12 protein-coding genes and 3 tRNA genes are annotated in these 16,317 nt (G+C 73.4%); 4 read left to right on the top strand and 11 right to left on the bottom strand.

All coding sequences use genetic code 11. The features are described 5' to 3' along the window. Nucleotides 1–165 precede the first annotated feature (165 nt). The 4 genes from DE149_RS09655 to DE149_RS09635 form a co-directional block, all read right to left on the bottom strand. Nucleotides 166–393, bottom strand: a complete 228-nt coding sequence (locus DE149_RS09655) for a helix-turn-helix domain-containing protein (RefSeq protein WP_113914413.1) — start codon at nucleotides 391–393, stop codon at nucleotides 166–168. Between the two features lie 978 nt (nucleotides 394–1,371). Further along, entirely contained in the window at nucleotides 1,372–2,592 is a 1,221-nt protein-coding gene (locus DE149_RS09645; RefSeq protein ID WP_158530788.1) for a site-specific integrase, read from the bottom strand. Nucleotides 2,593–2,756: 164 nt separating this feature from the next. Next, nucleotides 2,757–2,845 (bottom strand) — tRNA-Ser (locus DE149_RS09640). Nucleotides 2,846–3,041: 196 nt separating this feature from the next. Beyond that, nucleotides 3,042–3,920, bottom strand: coding sequence for a PRC and DUF2382 domain-containing protein (locus tag DE149_RS09635; protein WP_049146144.1), 879 nt, complete (start codon nucleotides 3,918–3,920; stop codon nucleotides 3,042–3,044). A 291-nt stretch (nucleotides 3,921–4,211) separates the two neighbouring features. Between DE149_RS09635 and DE149_RS09630 the strand changes: the two genes are divergently transcribed. Continuing rightward, complete coding sequence (locus tag DE149_RS09630; protein ID WP_095354008.1) at nucleotides 4,212–6,167, top strand: FAD/NAD(P)-binding domain-containing protein; 1,956 nt, start codon at nucleotides 4,212–4,214, stop codon at nucleotides 6,165–6,167. An 84-nt stretch (nucleotides 6,168–6,251) separates the two neighbouring features. Here the strand turns inward: DE149_RS09630 and DE149_RS09625 are convergent, their stop codons facing one another. The 3 genes from DE149_RS09625 to DE149_RS09615 form a co-directional block, all read right to left on the bottom strand. Further along, the gene (locus tag DE149_RS09625) at nucleotides 6,252–8,996 is read right to left on the bottom strand and encodes an ExeM/NucH family extracellular endonuclease (protein ID WP_199489701.1); all 2,745 of its coding nucleotides are present in this window, start codon (nucleotides 8,994–8,996) and stop codon (nucleotides 6,252–6,254) included. A gap of 27 nt (nucleotides 8,997–9,023) precedes the next feature. Next, entirely contained in the window at nucleotides 9,024–11,288 is a 2,265-nt protein-coding gene (locus DE149_RS09620) for a bifunctional UDP-sugar hydrolase/5'-nucleotidase (protein WP_113914410.1), read from the bottom strand. A 142-nt stretch (nucleotides 11,289–11,430) separates the two neighbouring features. Beyond that, a tRNA-Ser gene (locus DE149_RS09615) sits at nucleotides 11,431–11,518 on the bottom strand. Between the two features lie 136 nt (nucleotides 11,519–11,654). Between DE149_RS09615 and DE149_RS09610 the strand changes: the two genes are divergently transcribed. Together DE149_RS09610 and DE149_RS09605 are read left to right on the top strand one after the other, a co-directional pair. Continuing rightward, nucleotides 11,655–12,716: an NAD(P)H-quinone oxidoreductase gene (locus tag DE149_RS09610; protein WP_082836636.1), complete on the top strand. Its 1,062-nt coding sequence runs from the start codon at nucleotides 11,655–11,657 to the stop codon at nucleotides 12,714–12,716. After that, a complete protein-coding gene (locus tag DE149_RS09605) occupies nucleotides 12,713–13,162 on the top strand; it encodes a hypothetical protein (RefSeq protein ID WP_063189344.1) in 450 nt (149 codons plus the stop codon). The genes DE149_RS09610 and DE149_RS09605 overlap by 4 nt, the downstream gene beginning before the upstream one ends. A 74-nt stretch (nucleotides 13,163–13,236) precedes the next feature. Here the strand turns inward: DE149_RS09605 and DE149_RS09600 are convergent. Further along, nucleotides 13,237–13,310: transfer RNA gene (locus DE149_RS09600), tRNA-Thr, on the bottom strand. Between the two features lie 182 nt (nucleotides 13,311–13,492). On the opposite strand from DE149_RS09600, the gene DE149_RS09595 reads away from it, so the two are divergent. Beyond that, on the top strand, nucleotides 13,493–14,227 hold the full coding sequence (locus DE149_RS09595; protein ID WP_041104709.1) for an HAD family hydrolase: 735 nt from the start codon (nucleotides 13,493–13,495) through the stop codon (nucleotides 14,225–14,227). Between the two features lie 29 nt (nucleotides 14,228–14,256). Here the strand turns inward: DE149_RS09595 and DE149_RS09590 are convergent, their stop codons facing one another. From DE149_RS09590 to DE149_RS09580, 3 genes are all read right to left on the bottom strand, one after another. Further along, nucleotides 14,257–15,447 (bottom strand): DNA polymerase III subunit delta', encoded by a 1,191-nt coding sequence (locus tag DE149_RS09590; protein ID WP_063189346.1) that lies wholly within the window; start codon nucleotides 15,445–15,447, stop codon nucleotides 14,257–14,259. Continuing rightward, nucleotides 15,444–16,103, bottom strand: coding sequence for a dTMP kinase (gene tmk / locus DE149_RS09585; protein ID WP_036316043.1), 660 nt, complete (start codon nucleotides 16,101–16,103; stop codon nucleotides 15,444–15,446). The genes DE149_RS09590 and tmk overlap by 4 nt, the downstream gene beginning before the upstream one ends. Before the next feature lie 55 nt (nucleotides 16,104–16,158). Continuing rightward, a partial coding sequence (locus DE149_RS09580; RefSeq protein ID WP_147084474.1) for an integrase core domain-containing protein occupies nucleotides 16,159–16,317 on the bottom strand: 159 nt, incomplete at its 5' end.

Here is a 16,317-nt window from a genome sequence, read left to right as displayed (position 1 = left end):
CTGAGGGGGATTGGGCCAGGGCACGCGCCCACGGGAGGGGCGAGAGGACAGCAGCGCTCGCGGCCACCGGGCGGTTGCCGGGTACGCTGGGGACGTCGCCGCGAAACGACTTGATGGACGCCGCTCCCGCCTCATGGGGGCGGCGTTCTCGTGTCTGTGGGAGGTTCACGCGGCCTCACCGGCCTTCAGCGCGGCCAGACCGGTGACCGGCTCGCGCAGGGCTAGCAGGCTGTCCCGGTCTACGCGGATGGGACGGCGGCGGTTGGTGCTAGGGCCGATGCGGTAGGCCTTCAGGTCACCAGACGCGATCAGTCGGCGGATGGTGTCTCGGGACACCTGGAGCAGGTCGGCGGACTGAACGATGGTCAGGTGCGACGGGAGAGGGGCAGACATGCGGGGTACCTCCGGGCATGGCTCACGGACCCTCTCCCGGCCCCTTGACGGGGGATCGTGGTTCGAGCCTGAGATACCCGGCGGTCTGCCTAGGTCCGGGGCACACACCCCGGCGATGCGCCCATTGTAGCGAGAGGTGGCACGACTAGGCGCTAGAGCTGACTATTCATCCGTCGCAAGACGTGGAGGGGAAGCTCCCTGACTCCCTCTGCGTGTGCCCGGTCCAAAAGGACGTACAGGCGTGCGTGTGACACGTCCACGCGCTTGCTGTTCCGCCCCTTGGTACTCCGTTCCTGGCGCTGGCAGCGGTCGCAGACTAGCCCGATGCCCTGGCGATACATGATGGGCCACTCCTCCCGGTCTGGCCTGGGCATGTAGTGCACTCGTGGGCCTGGGGCATGAAGCGCGGCGACCTGGCTGTTGCGTGGTGCGTACTGGTACGAGTATCGGGTGTTACGTCCGGCATACCCGTCCCCCCATAGCGGATGATAGTAGGGGTCACGCTGCGCCCACGGCTCGGTCATCTCGCGAGCTACGGCTATCCACGCAACGTGCGCGAGAGGCACCTCCCCGGTTGCCTGCACGTTGCCAGCGTGGCTCACGACTTGGGCGTCTCGCTGAACCTGCCGCCCGTGCGCGAGATACAACGCATCCAACAACCCCGGTTCGGTCAGCTCTCCGGCCTGTTCGATCCGTTCGAGCACGTGCCGCAGCTCACCCATCAGAGGGGTCCGCACGGCCCAGAAATGCGTTCGGTGGCACCAGTCCTCGGGCGTCCAACACGTCCCGCTGCATCGCCCTCGGTCGTGGGCTTCACCCCGGCGGTGACGGAACTCTCCAATCCGGTGCGTGGGGACCTCGGCCAGGCCGAACGTCGCCACTGCCCGATGCGTCCCCCGGTGGCGCGGGTCGTCACAGTAGACCGTGATGGTCGGGCCGATGAAGTCAGGGTGCTCCCACCACTCACGAGGGGCCGTCTCAGAGGTCATCGCCGGTCATCCTGTCCGCGAGCGCCGCTAGGCGGTTGCGTTCGGCGTGCTGGTAGATGCGGACAGCCTTAGGGTCGGAGTGCCCGGCGAATGCCATCAGCTCGGCCTCCGTGGCCCCTGACTGTCCCAGCCGGGTCAATCCGGTGTGCCGCAGCCCGTGGAACGTGAACCGGCCCAGCGGCTCGGCCCCGGCCTCCGTGCGCTCGCGGCTCAGCAGGTCAACGGCCGCTTTCAGCCGCTTCCCGATGGTGTTGGGGTTGTTCAGCTGGTTCCCACCGCCGCGCCGGGGAAACAACAGTGCGTCCGCCGTGGCCCCGACGTGCTGGGCCAGGTGGGCCGTCAGCGCCTCTCTGGCGAGCGCAGGAACGTAGATGGTCCTCCGCCCGGCCTCGGACTTGGGCGGGGCCTCGTAGAGGCCTCTCCCGCGTGCCTGCACCTGTGTCTCGATCCGCAGCATGAGCCGTCCGGCGTCATCGGTGACGACGTGCCGGCGCCGCAGGGCCAGGGCCTCACCGATCCGCAGGGCACACCATCCGGCGGTGAGGATCAGCGCCCGGTCCTCGGGGTAGGTCATCAGCTCGGACAGGCGGGCCAGCTCGGAGGGGGCGAGGATCGTCACCTCCCGGTGCTCGCGCCGCCGGGTACGGGTCAACGCGGGCACAGGGGAGGCGGTAATCCACGGGGTGAATCCTCGGGGCAGGTCGCGGGCCTGACCGGCGGCGAACTTGAACAGCGCCGTGACGGTCCCGTGAACCTCCGGGGCCACTGATGCCCCGTGGTCGGACTCCAACCTGTCCAGCCATGCATTCAGGTCCACCGTCGTCACCGCGCCCACAGCCCGGTCACCGAACTCCGGGAGGAAATGCCCCTCTAGGTGCCGCCGGTAGGTGTAGACGCTGCCCCAGGCCAGCCCGGCCCCCTCCTTCCACGCTAGGAAAGCATCGGCCAGCTGGCGCACCGTTCGGGACTCGGCGGCGGCGCGGGCGCTCGCGGCCTCCGCCTCGGCCTTCAGTGCCCTGCGCCGTTCGGCAGGGGGAATGAACGTGCCCCGGGCAACCTCCCCCTGAGCTACGGCTAGAGCGGCTTTCGCGTCCGCGAGCGCGGCGAACGTGCCGAGACTGAACTCCCGATCCTGGGCGTACAGCTTCACGCGGTAGCGCCCGCTCGGGTTCAGGGTGATGCCGCGTGGGAGCTTGCGCGGGGTCGCCATGTCCGGGCCTCCGTTCCAGTCGCGGCCCGACCGACTATCGACTAGTCGGGCATTAGTCGGGATTGAGGCTACCCTGTGCCTACTGGTGCATATTCCGTGTCCACACGAAAACGGCCTAGACATGCGGAAAGGGCCGGAACCACACGGGTTCCGGCCCCTACCAGCGGAGACGGGGGGATTTGAACCCCCGGCCCAACTTTCGTCGAGCCCTTCATTAGCAGTGAAGTCCATTCGGCCGCTCTGGCACGTCTCCTCCATCCGGCGCGCCTCGCACGGGGCGACGCGCGGTCAGACCGGTTCAGTTTAGCGCGCCAGGCCAGGGCAGGGCAAAGGAGCGGCGTGCTCACGGACGGATCACCATCGCGCACGAGCGGGGCCCCGGATCCATGGATCCGGGGCCCCGCGTGATCTGTCAGCCGTCCGGCCTGAGGCCGACGCGTCCGTTCAGATCAGATGCGATCCTTGCGGTCGTTGCGGCCGTCGAGGTCGCGATCGGTGGCGTCGCCGTCGACCTTGACGTCCTCGTGGCGGACCTCCTCGGTCACCGTCTCGGTGTCCTGCACCTGGCGCTTGCCCAGGGAGACCTTCTCGGCGTCCACGGTCTTGTTGACGACCGGGGTCTCCTCGTAGGTGGTGACCTCGACGTCGCCGTCGCGGCCGGCGGTGCGGGCCTCGGCGGAGTTCGGGTCGACGGACTCGCGCTCCACCACGACCTCCTCGCGGGTGACGGGCACCTCGACGGTCTCGGTGGTGGTGTAGGCCTGCTTGCGCAGACGGACGCGGCCGGAGGCGCGGCGCTCGGTGCCGACGTTCAGGTGCTCGTCCTTGACGACGACGGAGTCGGCGTCGGTCACGTCGCGGCGGTCACGGTCGGTCACGTCGCGGCGGTCGCCGTCCACGACGGCCTCGTCGCGGCGGTCGGCCACGCCGGCCACACCCGCGGTGCCGGCCACGCCGGCGGCGCCGGCGTCGGTGCGCACGTCGTCACGACGCACGTCGCCGTCGTGATCCGCGGCGGAGTACTCCATGGAGTAGTACTCGTAGATGCGCTGCTCCTCCTCGGGGGTCAGCGAGCCGTCCGCGTCCACGTTCGGGGCGTCCTTCACGAAGGACTTCTCGAAGGGCACCGTGATGCCGTCGGCGGTGGTCTGGGCCTGCTGCAGCGGCACGAAGGTCTCGCGGGCGCCGAACAGGCCGGTCTTCACCGTGACGAAGGTGGGCTCGTTGGTGACGTCGTCGAGGTAGACCTGACCGACGGAGCCGATCTTGTCGCCGTCGGTGGCGAAGACGGTGGAGTTCTGCAGCTGGTCGAGAGCGTTGCGGTCCATGAGGAATTCTCCTTCTGAATTGGTGTTTTGTTGCCTTACGCTCATTCACAATTCCCCATGGGCCCGAGTGGCGTCAACCATCGGCCCCCCAGATTCCCAATTCCCAGACTTCTCCCAGAATCTCGGTGTGATCCGCATGATTCCGCGGATTCTTCGTCCGGGCCTGCTGTGGATCCTGGGGGATCGGTGGGAGTGTGGCGCATGCGGTCCGCGACCCTTGACGGCCACCGATATTGTGTGGAATACGCGCGCCGCAGGCGTGAAAACGATCCCGAGGAGAGTGGAGGCCCCATGTCCGAGCCCCTGGTGGCCGAGCGCCGCCTCGCAGTGGTGGGAGCCGGCCCCCGCGGCGTCATGCTGCTGGAGCGGATCCTCGCCCGACTCGAGGGCGCGGCCCCGGACGCACACCCCCGGCGGCTGCGCATCGACGTCGTGGACCCCTATCCGCCCGGGCCAGGGCGGGTGTGGCGCACGGACCAGTCCGAGCTGTACCTCATGAACACCCCCGCGTTCTTCCCGACCGCGTGCGCCGCCGACAACCCCGGTCTGCGCCCCTCCACCGCCGCGCAGACCTTCGACCAGTGGCGTCGCGTGCACCCGGAGGCCAGCCTCGGCGTGCGCCGCCACCAGTACCCGGCCCGAGCGGTCTACGGGCGCTACCTCCGGCACCTGTACAAGGACGTCGTCGCGGGGCTGCGCGCCCGCCCCGAGGTCGTCGAGGTCGTCGAGCACCGCGCGGAGGCCACCGCCCTGCACCCCCGGCCCGACGGCGGCGCCCGCCTGGAGCTGCGGGACGCCGACGGTGCGGTCTCCGCGCTCGACGCGGACGCCGTCGTGCTCTGTCTGGGCCATCAGCCTGCGGAGCTCAGCCCCGGCCAGAACCGGATGGCCGCCGCCGCGCGGGGCAGGGACGAGCTGCACTACCAGGGCCCGCAGATCCCCTCGGACGTGGACTGGGAGACCGTGGAGGCCGGGGCGGACGTCCTCGTGCGGGGCATGGGCCTGAACGCGTTCGACCTGCTGGCCCAGCTCACCCAGGGCCGGGGCGGGGTGTACCGCCGCACCGGCGACGGACCCGGCCGGGCCCTGCGGTACGAGCCGTCGGGGGACGAGCCGCGCCTGCACCTGATGTCCCGCCGCGGCATCCCGTACCTGCCCAAGGCTGAGGTGGACGCCTTCGTGCCCCGCGGCGTCACCCTCAGCTACCTCTCCGACGCCGCCGTGGACGCCCTCGCCGCCCGGCACGGGGCCCTGGACCTCGCCGAGCACCTCTGGCCGCTGCTGCACCGCGACGTGGTCCGGCACTACTACGCCACGCTCGTCCGGGCCCAGCCCGAGATCCTCGGCGGCCCCGTCGAGGCGCGCCGATTCCTCGGGGAGCTCGTCGGCCAGCTCGAGGAGGCCGGCCGCGGCGCCCCCGTGACCTCCGCGCACGCCGAGGAGCTCCTCCAGCGGTACGCCCCCGGCCGGCGCTTCCTCGACATCCTGGCCTATGGGTCCCCGTTCGAGGACGCCGTGTTCGCCTCCCATGAGGACTATCAGCGGGCCGTCGCGGAGCTCATGGAGCAGACCTGCGTCGAGGCCGCCCTCGGGGAGGAGTCCCCGTTCATGATGGCCGTCGGCGCGCTTCATGCCGGCCGACTGCGGATCAAGGCGTGGGTCGCCGAGGGCCGGATCACCGAGGCCTCCCGCATCCGGGACGTCCAGGGCTGGTTCGAGCCGCTGGTCGAGGGCCTCGCCTCCGGCCCGCCCCTGTGGCGCGTGGAGCAGATGCTCGCGGTGCACCGGGCCGGCCTGCTCACCTGGGCCGGCCCCGCGCCCGTGGTCGAGGCCGAGGAACACGCATTCACCGCCCACAGCCCCCAGGTGGGAGCGCAGGACTCGCTGGGGCCCGCCGTCGTCGAGGGGGCCTGGCTGGTGGAGGCGATGATGCCGCCCAACCGCGTGCAGGCCGCCGCCTCCCCGCTGGTCCGTCAGATGCTGGCGGACGGCGTCGCCGCGGCCGGGACGTGGGAGGACGAGGAGGGTGTGCGCGTGCCCGCCACCGGCTTCGACGTCACGGCCCGCCCGTACCGGCTGCGGGCCGCGGACGGCACGGTCCACGCGGACGTGTTCGTGCTGGGCCTGCAGCTCTCGGGCGTGCAGTGGGGCACCGCGATCGCGGCCGAGGCCGGGGCCGATCCGGCCGGACGTGCCCTCTTCCTCGCCGACGCCGACGCCGCCGCGACGGCCGTGCTCGCCGGCTGAGCCCCCACGACGACGGCGGGGCCGTCCGGGTGGCTCCCGGACGGCCCCGCCGTCGTCATGCCGGGTGCGGCGCCCCGCGTCCCGTCAGGGACGGACCGGCCCGCGGCCCTTGCCGGGGTGCTCCGGGCCGTGGCCCTTGCCCGGGTGGTCGCCGCCGTGACCCGGGGTCGCGCCGACGCAGCGCAGCCACTCGCGCACGGAGTTCGCGGGCTTGCCCGGCACGCCGCGCGGATCGGTCACGCCGTCGCAGGTCTCGCCCGGGGAGGGCTCCGGCTCCGGGGTCGGCTCGGTCACGGGCGCGTCGAGCTGGAGGCCCACCAGGATCGGGTTGTGGTCCGAGGACCGCCACTGGTCCGCGGAGTACAGGTCCTCGGCCACGTAGTTGTGGCGCGAGTACTCCAGTGCCACGGATTCGTTCGCGTTGATCATCCAGATGTCCTGGCCGGTGATCGCCGTCGCCGCCGACGGCGAGGCGTAGATCCCGTCCAGGCTGCCGACGGCGCCGCCGAACGCGTACGAGTACTCGCCCGTGAGCGCGCCCTGCGAGAGGTACCCGGCCGCCTCGAGCACGCGGATCGGGTCCTCCTTCTCGTAGGCGTTGAAGTCGCCCATCAGCAGGACGCGGTCGGTGCCGGTCTCGGCCTTCATGCGCTCGGCGAAGGCCACGAGGGCCTCGGCCTGGCCCACGCGGTCCGCGTTGTACGCGCCCTGGCCGTCGCCCGCGTCCACGTTGTCCCCGGTCGCACCCGAGCCGCCCTTGGACTTGAAGTGGTTGGTGATCGCCACGAAGTCGGTGCCGGCCGCCCCCTCGGACGTGCCGTCGGCGGCGCGGAACAGCTGGGCCATCGGCTCGCGGGCGTTGTCGAAGTTCGTCTGGTCGTCCAGGATCACCGACTCGCCCACCGGGGTGACCTCGGCCGGCTGGTAGATGAACGCGGAGCGGATGACGTCCTCGTCCGCGAGCGCGGGACGGGTGGCCGGGGAGGCCACGTAGGCCCAGCGCTGCTCGCCGGCCTGCGCGTTGAGGGCCTCCACGAGGTGGGCCAGCGCGTGGTCCCGGTCGAGGCCGAACTTCTCGGAGTTCTCGATCTCCTCGAGCGCGACCACCGAGGTGCCGAGGCCGTTGATCGCGGCCGCGATCTTCTCCTGCTGGCGGGCGAACGCCTCGGAGGTGTAGGCGCCGCGCGGCAGGCAGCCGTTCGTGGTGACGGGGGTGCCGGCGTGGTCGCGGTAGGCGCTGCAGCCGGCCACGTCCTGACCCAGGGTCGTGAAGTAGTTGAGCACGTTGAAGCTGCCGACGGTGACGTTGCCGCCGACCGCCTCGGGGGCGGCCTCGGCCGGGCGGGTGTCCTCGATCGTCACGGGCTGGACGGCGGCCGCCGTGGCGTCGGTGAGGTGGCCCAGCGGCTGGAAGGACCACGCGTCGAAGCGCCAGTCGAGGATGACTCCGGTGGTGAACTCCAGGCCCGCGCCCACGCGCACCGGCTGGTCTGCGTCCAGGTACGGCAGCGGGTTCTGGTTGCCCGGCGAGCGCATGAAGTTCGTGGTGGCCCCGTCGTCGAGCACGATCAGCTGCTGCGCGTTGGCGGCCGCGACGGCCTGGGCCTCGGCGCCGGGCCGAGCCACGGACGTCGGGTTGTCCAGCGGCGTGGTGCCGGGGACGATGCCGAGGGAGCCGTACTGGTTGAGGGAGTAGTTGTCCGTGACCGTCCAGTCGCCCTGCGGGGCGAGGACCATGCCCTCGAGCGCCTCACGGTCGGCCTCCTCCAGCGGGAACTCCACCGGCGTGGGGGCCACGGCGCCGGGCTCGGCGACCGGCAGCACGCCGCCGGCGGCGACCTTGATCTGCGTGAGGCCGTAGTGCTCGGCCGCTTCGCCCGTGACCTGGACGTGGTCGCCGAGCGTCACGGAGCCGACCGTGTCCGGCGAGTACACGAACACGCCGTCGGAGGCGCCCGGGGTGGCGTCGGGGGTGTCGCCGCCGGTGCCGGCGGTCTGGATGTAGTAGCCGTCGTAGCCGCCCGTGGAGTACACGGCGGTGACGACGCCGGTGGTGGTCACCTGGCGCCCGGCGTACGGGGTGGCCGTGCCGGTGCCCTGGAGCTGGGCGATGGTGATCCGCTCGGCCGGGGTCGGCTGCGGCTCGGGCTCCGGGGTCGGCTCGCCGCCGGTGGCGGCGGCGTTGGTCGGGGTGACCTGGTCGGTGACGGTGAAGTCGGCGCTGTTGTCGTCCGTGTCCACGCCGTTCGTGCGGGTGAGGGACTTCGGGTCCGAGTTGGCCGAGGGGGCGCCGGCAGCCGCTGTTTCGAAGGTGTTCGTGGCTCCGTAGCCGAGCACGTCCGCGACGCCCGGCACCTGGCCGGTCACCACGGAGCCGACCGGCAGGTCCGTCACGGTGCCCGCCTGGCGCGCGAGCACGATCGTGCCCTTGGTGCCCGCGGGGTTGAACGCCCCGCCGGCCACGAGGTCTGCCTGCGGCAGGGCCGCGCCCGCGGTGCCGTTGGAGCCGCCGGAGACCAGGAAGTGGCCCTTCGCGGGCACCGTGCCGGACAGCGCGACCGTGCCCTGGGTCGCGGCCGTGCCGGCGGCGGAGCGGTACTGCAGGGACCAGCCGTCGAGGTTGATCGGCTGGTCGGTGGGGTTGTAGAGCTCCACGAACTTGTGGGTGTACACGGCGTTCGCGGAGCCGCCGTTGGTGTATGCCTCGTTGATGACGAGGGAGTCGCCGGCCGGGCTGGCCTGGGAGGGCAGGGCCACGGCGGGGGCGAGCAGGGCCAGGGCGGCGGTGGTCACCGCGGTGCGCGCGGCGAAGCGGGGCAGGGGGGTCATGTCGTCCTCGGTCTCGTTCTCGATGGGTCAGCGCGGCAGGCCCGCGGCGGTCAGCCAGGCATGGGCGGAGAAGACGGGGTGCGTGGCGGCGCCGCGCTGCACGCCGCGGCCCTTGCCCGGGTGGTCCTCGCCCTTCACGCGGCCCTTGCCCGGGTGGTCGGCGCCCTTGTCATGGCCCTTGCCATGACCCTTGCCCGGGTGGGTCGGGGCGGGCTGCTCCGGCTCGGTGGGGGACGGGGCCGCGGTGACCTCGAGGGCATGGCGCACCACGGTCGTGCTGCCGTCGGCGTAGCGCACGGTCATCACGAGCTCGCCCGTGCCCGCCGCGGCGGGGGCGGTGATCCCGGAGAGCGTGACGGTCTCGGAGCCCGCGGGGACGGCCACGGTGCCCAGGGCGGTCGCGGTGCCGTCGGCCGTGCGGAAGGCGACGTCGACCGCGGTCGCCGCGGGGGCGCCGTCGGAGTCCACCACGAGGTCCCCGAGGGTCAGGCCGACGGCCTGCCCGGCCTCGACCGAGGCGGGGGCGTCGGTGACCGGCACGCCGTTCTTGCCGAAGTCCGGGGCGACGGCGCCGTGGGCCGCGTCCTGGGCGCGGGCGTAGTCCGTGATCGCCTGGGAGTCCAACAGGCCCATGTTCACGAAGTTCTGGCGGCCGGTCGCGAAGGCGGTGTAGCCGTCGGGGGCCTTGGTCGGGTCCCCGAGCGTCGTCCAGGTGTCGTCGGCCAGGAACGACTGGCTGGCCACCGTGTACATGCGGTCCGCCTGGAGCGGCTCGCCGTCGATCCACACGCCGGTCACCTTGTCCCCCTGCGGGCGGGACTCGTCGTAGGTCCAGGTCAGCTCCTCGGACCAGCCGAGGGTGAACTTGCGCACGTCGTTCCGCCAGTTCTCCTCGAGGGCCAGCTTGATGGAGGAGCCCGGGATGTCGAAGTAGGTGATGGTGTTGCCGAACGGCGCCATGTCGAGCAGCTCGCCCAGGGTGAGGCGACCGACGAGGTCGGCCGGCTTGGCCGGGAACGCGCCGCCGTCGGTGAAGCGGTCCGTCAGCAGCTCGGAGCGCAGGCCGCCGGGGTTGGTCACGCCGAGGTCCACCTCGGGGTTCGCCTGCTCGGCGGCGTGCTTGACGGCGTCGCCCACCCAGGTGCCCAGGGTGGTCTCGGCGGCGCGCGTGCCGCCGGCCTTCCAGGAGCCGCCGGCGTCGATGAGCTTCTGGTAGTCGGTGGTGATGGAGGCGGACAGGTCGGCCACGACCTCGCCCTGCAGGTCCTCGAAGACCGCGACGGCCTCCTGCTCGATCGCGTACACCTGGGCGGTGACGGGGGATTCCGCGGCGGCCTCGGCGGGGGCCTGCGTGGACCGGGCCAGCAGGCGCGGGGTGAGCCCGGTGACCTCGCCGTCGGCGCCCACGGTCAGCTCGACGGCGGCCAGGTGGCTGCCGGAGGCGCCCGCCTGGATCACGGGGCGGTGGGCGCCGCCGGCCGTGGTGTCGTACTGGTAGAGCTGGTGGGTGTGGGCGTTGAAGATGACGTCCACGGCGGAGGAGGTCTCGCCGACGATGCGGTCGAACTCGGCCCGGGCCGCCCGCTCGGCGGCCAGCTCGCCCGCCCCGGCGGCGCCGTCGTGGTACGAGGCCACGATCACGTCGGCGGCGTCCTGGGCCTCCAGCTCGTCCGCGACCGCGTTCACGGCGGCGACCTCGTCGAGGACCTCGTTGCCCTTCAGGCCCGCGCCGGTGGTGGTCGCGTACAGCTCGTTGGGGGAGGCGCCGATGACCGCGACGCGCACGCCGTCGACGTCGAAGACGGCGTGCGAGGTGAGGACGGGCTCCTTGCTCGTCGGGTCCACCAGGTTGGCGGAGAGCACCGGGAACTGGGCCCGGGACTCCACACGGCCCTGCAGGTCGTCCAGGCCCTTGTCGAACTCGTGGTTGCCGGCGGTCAGCGAGGCCAGGCCGAGCGCGTTCATCACGTCGATCGTCGGGTTGTCCTGCTGCACGTTGGACACGGACTTCGAGCCACCGATCAGGTCGCCGGCGCTGGTCAGCAGCGTGGAGCCGGCGCCGTGCTCGGCCTCGAACGCGGTGCGGTAGTCCTCCACGGTGTCCGCGAACTGCGTGCCGATGTAGTCCGCGGACAGCGCGCCGTGGAAGTCGTTGAAGGACAGGATCGAGATGGTGGTCTCGTCCGCGGCGGCCGTCTCGACGGCCAGGGCGGGCGCCGCGCTCGCGGGCGCGAGGACGAGGACGGTGCAGGCGGCCGTGGTGACGGCACGGCGGCGGAACAGGCTGGGCATGGCTCTCCCCGGGATGCGTGATGACAGAGGTGCGCCGCCGGTGGACGGCGGGGTGACGCGGGGAGTCCATCACATCCAGGTGGCCTCCAGGTGAACGAGAGGCGGCGGGCCGTCCGGCCCGCCGCCTCTCGTCGTGTGCACGCGGATGGTGAGGGATTCGAACCCTCGGCACGGGGTCACCGCGCACCGGTTTTCAAGACCGGCTCCTTCGGCCGCTCGGACAACCATCCCGGGCCTGACCGCGACGGTGTGGGCCGCCGCGTCGAGGACCCACTCTAGCCCGTGGCCCGGCGGGCGGCCGGTGGCGAGTCCGGCCCCCGCGCGCGAGGATGGACCCTCGACCCCCGACCAGAGGAGGAGACCCCCATGGACGTCCCCGCACAGATGCGCGCCGTGCGATTCACCGGTGCCGGCGACAACGGCGTCGTCCGCGTGGGCCACGAGCCCGTGCCGGACCCCGGCCCGGGCGAGGTGCTGGTGCACGTGGCCGCCGCGGGTCTCAACCGCGCGGACATCGCGCAGCGCGAGGGCCGCTATCCGCCGCCGCGCGGCGCCTCCGAGATCCCCGGGCTCGAGGTCTCCGGCACCGTGGCGGCGCTGGGACCCGAGGCCGGGATGCCGGGGGAGGGGCGCTTCGCCGTCGGTGACCGGGTGTGCGCTCTCCTGGCCGGCGGGGGCTTCGCCGAGTACGTCGCCGTGCCGACGGGCCAGCTCATGGCCGTCCCCGACGGCGTCGGCCTCGTCGAGGCGGCGGCCCTGCCGGAGGTCGCCTGCACGGTGCACTCGGCGCTCGTGGGCCGTGCGGGCGTGCAGGCCGGGGACCGGGTGCTCGTGCACGGCGCCACCGGCGGCATCGGCTCCTTCGCCGTCCAGTTCCTCGCCGCGCTCGGTGCACGGGTGCTGGGCACCGCCGGCGGCCCGGAGAAGGTGGCGCTCGGTCGGCGGCTGGGCACCGAGCACATGTTCGACCACCGCGCCGCCGAGTCCGGTGCCTTCGCCCCGTGGGTCAAGGAGGTCACGGACGGCCACGGCGCGGACGTCATCCTCGACGTCGTCGGCGCCCCGTACCTGGCGCCCAACGTGTCCGCGCTCGCCCCCGAGGGACGCATCGTGACGCTCGCGGTCCAGGGCGGCGCCGTCCCGGAGGACTTCAACATCATGAAGCTGGTGGTCAAGCGCGGCTGGCTCACGGGGGCGACGCTCCGCTCCCGCTCGGTCGTGGACAAGGCCGGGATCGTGGCCGCGGCCGAACGTGCCGTGTGGCCCCTGGTGGCGGCGGGCCGCATCGACGCGAGCGTCGGGGCGTGCTTCCCGCTCGCCGAGGCCGCCGAGGCGTTCGACTGGTTCGACTCCGCCACCCGCACGGGCAAGGTCGTGCTCGTCACCGACCCCGCCGACGCGCGCCGGCCGTCCGGCGACCGCGCATGAGGGGGCCCTTCGCACGCTTCCGTCAGGAGCGTGCCGACGACCGCGAGCTCGGCACGGGGCTGTGGCGCCGTGCCCACGACCGACTCAGCCGGGCCCTGGACCGCTACTGGCAGGTGCTGGAGGGCCAGCGGGGCACGGACGTGCTGAGCCCCGAGGAGCGCAACGGCGTGGTCCACGCCGGCAACGTCCTCACGGAACGGCTCCCCGCGGTCCGTGCCCTGTGCGTCCGCCTGCACCGGGACCACGAGGGCGACGGCGAGCACATCCCGGCCGAGGCCGCCGACGTCCACCGTGAGCTCTCCCGCGCCGCGCACGAGCTGGCCGCCACCGCCCAGGCCCTCGCCCTGTACCGGCTCGGTCAGGGTTCGGCGGAGTCGGTCGGCCGGCACGCCGAACGCACCCTCGGCCACCTGGACCGGGCGGAGGAGCTGGGAGCCGGGCTCTGACGGCGGCGCGCCCCGGACGGCCGGCCCGAAGACGAGAGGACCCCGCCGCGTGATCACGCGGCGGGGTCCGGGGGAGCCCCCTGCCGGATTCGAACCGGCGACCTGCTCTTTACGAGGGAGCTGCTCTGGCCAGCTGAGCTAAGGAGGCACGTGACCGTGAACGGCCACGGCTGACGAGCATACCGGTTTCGCGGCCCCGATTCCACCGCGCGGCCGGGCGCGCGGGCCACCGACTGTGGCCCGCGCCTTCCGCAGGCGTTCACCCCCAGGCCACGCCGCGGCCAGACGGGGACGGTTCCCTGGTGGGCACACACCGTCGACGGGAGACGCATGAGCCTGCCCCACGCCCCTCGCACCCCGGCACCCCCCGCCGCGGCCTCGTCAGCCGCGCCCCTCCGCCTGGCCGTGGTGGACATGTCCGGCACGTCCATCGTGGAGCACGGGCTCCAGGACACGGCGTTCGCCCGCACGTTGGACCAGCACGGCGTCCCGGCGGGCACGCCGGAGCACGACGACGCCGCTCGGCGGTTCCGCGCGCTCCGGCCCACCTCGCGCACGGCCGTGTTCCCCCGCGTGTTCGCCGACCGGGCGGTGGCCGCGGCGGCGACCCGCACGTTCGAGGCGGCCTTCGACGCGCTGCTGGCCGAGCACGGCGTCCAGGCCGTCCCGGGCGCGGAGGAGGCGCTCGTCCGCCTGCGCGCCCTCGGCCTCCACGTGTGCCTGTGCACCGGCTACGCCCGCCACACCCAGAACATGATCCTCGAGTCGCTGGGGTGGATGGGCCTGGCGGATCTGAGCCTCTCCCCGGACGACGCCGGCCGCGGCGTCCCCTACCCGGACATGATCCTCACCGCCCTGCTCGGTCTCGACCTCGACGACGTCCGCAGCGTCCTGGTGGTCGGGGACACCGCGGAGGACATGACGGCCGGGCGCCGCGCGGGGGCCGGACTCGTGGTCGGCGTGCGCACGGGTCGCGACGCGGACGACGTCCTGCTGGCGGCGGGCGCGGACCGGGTGGTGCCGGGCCTGGCCGACGTGCCGGACCTGGTGGTCCGCACCCGCTGAGCCGGCGCCGGCCCGCCCCGCGCGGCCGCTCAGCGACGTCGCGGGGTGCGCACCCGGCGGGGCAGCAGCGCCAGCATCATGGCTTCGAGGGCCAGCTGCTCCGGCACGTTGGCGGCGATGCGCTCCCGGGCCGTGGTGACGGCGTCGATCCGGGCGAGCACCTCGGCCGAGTCGCCGGCGGCGCCGCGGGCGTACGCCTCGATCTCGTCCCGACGGTGCTCGTTGATGAGCTCGCCGTCGGCCCCCAGCTGCACGCGCAGCACGTCCCGGAACAGGCCCATGACGTCGATCATGGCCCGGTCCAGCGAGTCCCGGACGGCGCGGCGCCGCCGGCGGGTCTGGTCCTCCTCGAGCCGTTTGACGTGGTGGCGGAGCTTGGGCGGGACGGGCTCGCCGGGCTCGAGGCCCAGGGAGCGGCGCAGCGCCTCGAGCTCCTCGGCGTCCCGGGCTTCGGCGGCGGACTCGGCCTCGGCCTTGGACACCTCGGCCAACGTGGCGGCCAGGGCCATCGCGTCGGAGACGGCGGTGGCCTGGAGCGGCAGGGAGAGGATGCGCTCGCGGCGTTCGAGGGCCTCAGGGTCCCGCGCGAGGCGGCGGGCCATGCCCACGTGCGACTGGGAGATCCGGGCGGTGGTGAGCGCCGTCTCGCGGTCCAGCCCGTCGCGGCGGTGCAGCAGCTCCGCCACCTGCTCCACGGCGGGGATGCTCAGCGTGATCAGCCGGCAGCGGGAGCGGACGGTGGGGAGCACGTCCGCGGGGGACGGGGCGCACAGCATCCAGATCGTGCGGGCCGGCGGCTCCTCGATGGCCTTGAGCAGCACGTTCGTGGCGCGCTCCGTCATGCGGTCCGCGTCCTCCATGAGGAAGATCCGCCAGCGCCCGGTGGCGGGGGTGGACTGGCCGGCCTCCACGAGGGCGCGGACGTCCTCGATCCGATAGCTCACCGCCTCGGTGGCCAGCACGGTCACGTCCGGGTGGGTGCCGCCGAGGACGGTGCGGCACGCGTGGCACTCGCCGCAGCCGCGCGCCGCCGGGTCTGCGACCTCGCACTGCAGGGCCGCGGCGAACGCACGCGCCGCCGTCGACCGGCCGGAGCCGGGCGGGCCCGTGAACATCCAGGCGTGGGTGGGACGGTCCTCGGCCGCGGCGCGGCGCAGCTGGGCCACCGCGGCCTCCTGGCCCGCGAGGTCCGCGAACACGGCGGGGGCGGGGGCCGTCATCGGTCGGCCGCCTGGGCGGTGACGCGGGCCAGCGCGCGGGCGGTGAGCTCCTGCGGCGGCAGCGCGCCGTCGAGCACGAGGTACCGCTCGGGCGCGGCCGCCGCGCGCGCGAGGAAGGCGGCGCGCAGGGCCTCGTGCCGGTCCGCCGTCTCCCGCTCCATGCGGTCGGGGGTGCCCTCGCCCTCCGCCGCGCGGCGGTCACGCCGGTCCGCGGCGGTGGCCGCGTCCACGTCGATCAGCACCGTCAGATCGGGGACGAGGCCGTCCGTGGCCCACTCGTTCAGGGCGGCGATCCGCGCCTCGCCCAGCCCGCGCGCCGCGCCCTGGTAGGCCACGGACGAGTCCACATACCGGTCCGTGACGACGACGGCGCCCCGGGCCAGCGCGGGGCGCAGCGTGCGGACGGCATGGGCGGACCGGGCCGCGGCGAACAGCAGCGCCTCGGTGCGGGGGTCCACGGGGGCGTGCCCGGGGTCCAGCAGCAGCTCCCGCAGCGTCTCGCCCAGGTCCGAGCCGCCGGGCTCGCGCGTGAGCACCACCTCGTGGCCCGCGGCGCGCAGGGCCTCGGTCAGGGCGCGGGCCTGGGTGGACTTGCCGGATCCGTCCGGTCCCTCGACGGCGACGAACAGGCCGCGATGCTCGGTCTGGGTGCTCACGCCTCGAGCCTAGACGCCGCCCCGGACGGGGAGGGAACCCGGCCGGGCCGACCGCCTAGATGTAGGAGGGCATGACGTTGTTGACTCGGGCCGGTGCCAACGAGGTTGGCGGGGCGTCCCCGCAGGAGGTATGAGGCCGATGGTAGTTGTAGTGGTTCACCCACACCGCCAGGGCCTCACGCCGAGCCTGCTCTGAGGTGTAGGGGCGGGCGTA

Source organism: Micrococcus sp. KT16, assembly GCF_003315015.1.
GTDB classification, from domain to species: Bacteria; Actinomycetota; Actinomycetes; order Actinomycetales; family Micrococcaceae; genus Micrococcus; species Micrococcus luteus.
This window is presented reverse-complemented; position numbering and strand designations above follow the sequence as displayed.

Excerpts from the sequence above, each read along its gene's own strand:
- DE149_RS09655 (WP_113914413.1), bottom strand. The coding sequence starts at position 393 with ATGTCTGCCCCTCTCCCGTCGCACCTGACCATCGTTCAGTCCGCCGAC.
- DE149_RS09645 (WP_158530788.1), bottom strand. The coding sequence starts at position 2,592 with ATGGCGACCCCGCGCAAGCTCCCACGCGGCATCACCCTGAACCCGAGC.
- DE149_RS09635 (WP_049146144.1), bottom strand. The coding sequence starts at position 3,920 with ATGGACCGCAACGCTCTCGACCAGCTGCAGAACTCCACCGTCTTCGCC.
- DE149_RS09630 (WP_095354008.1), top strand. The coding sequence starts at position 4,212 with ATGTCCGAGCCCCTGGTGGCCGAGCGCCGCCTCGCAGTGGTGGGAGCC.
- DE149_RS09625 (WP_199489701.1), bottom strand. The coding sequence starts at position 8,996 with ATGACCCCCCTGCCCCGCTTCGCCGCGCGCACCGCGGTGACCACCGCC.
- DE149_RS09620 (WP_113914410.1), bottom strand. The coding sequence starts at position 11,288 with ATGCCCAGCCTGTTCCGCCGCCGTGCCGTCACCACGGCCGCCTGCACC.
- DE149_RS09610 (WP_082836636.1), top strand. The coding sequence starts at position 11,655 with ATGGACGTCCCCGCACAGATGCGCGCCGTGCGATTCACCGGTGCCGGC.
- DE149_RS09605 (WP_063189344.1), top strand. The coding sequence starts at position 12,713 with ATGAGGGGGCCCTTCGCACGCTTCCGTCAGGAGCGTGCCGACGACCGC.
- DE149_RS09595 (WP_041104709.1), top strand. The coding sequence starts at position 13,493 with ATGAGCCTGCCCCACGCCCCTCGCACCCCGGCACCCCCCGCCGCGGCC.
- DE149_RS09590 (WP_063189346.1), bottom strand. The coding sequence starts at position 15,447 with ATGACGGCCCCCGCCCCCGCCGTGTTCGCGGACCTCGCGGGCCAGGAG.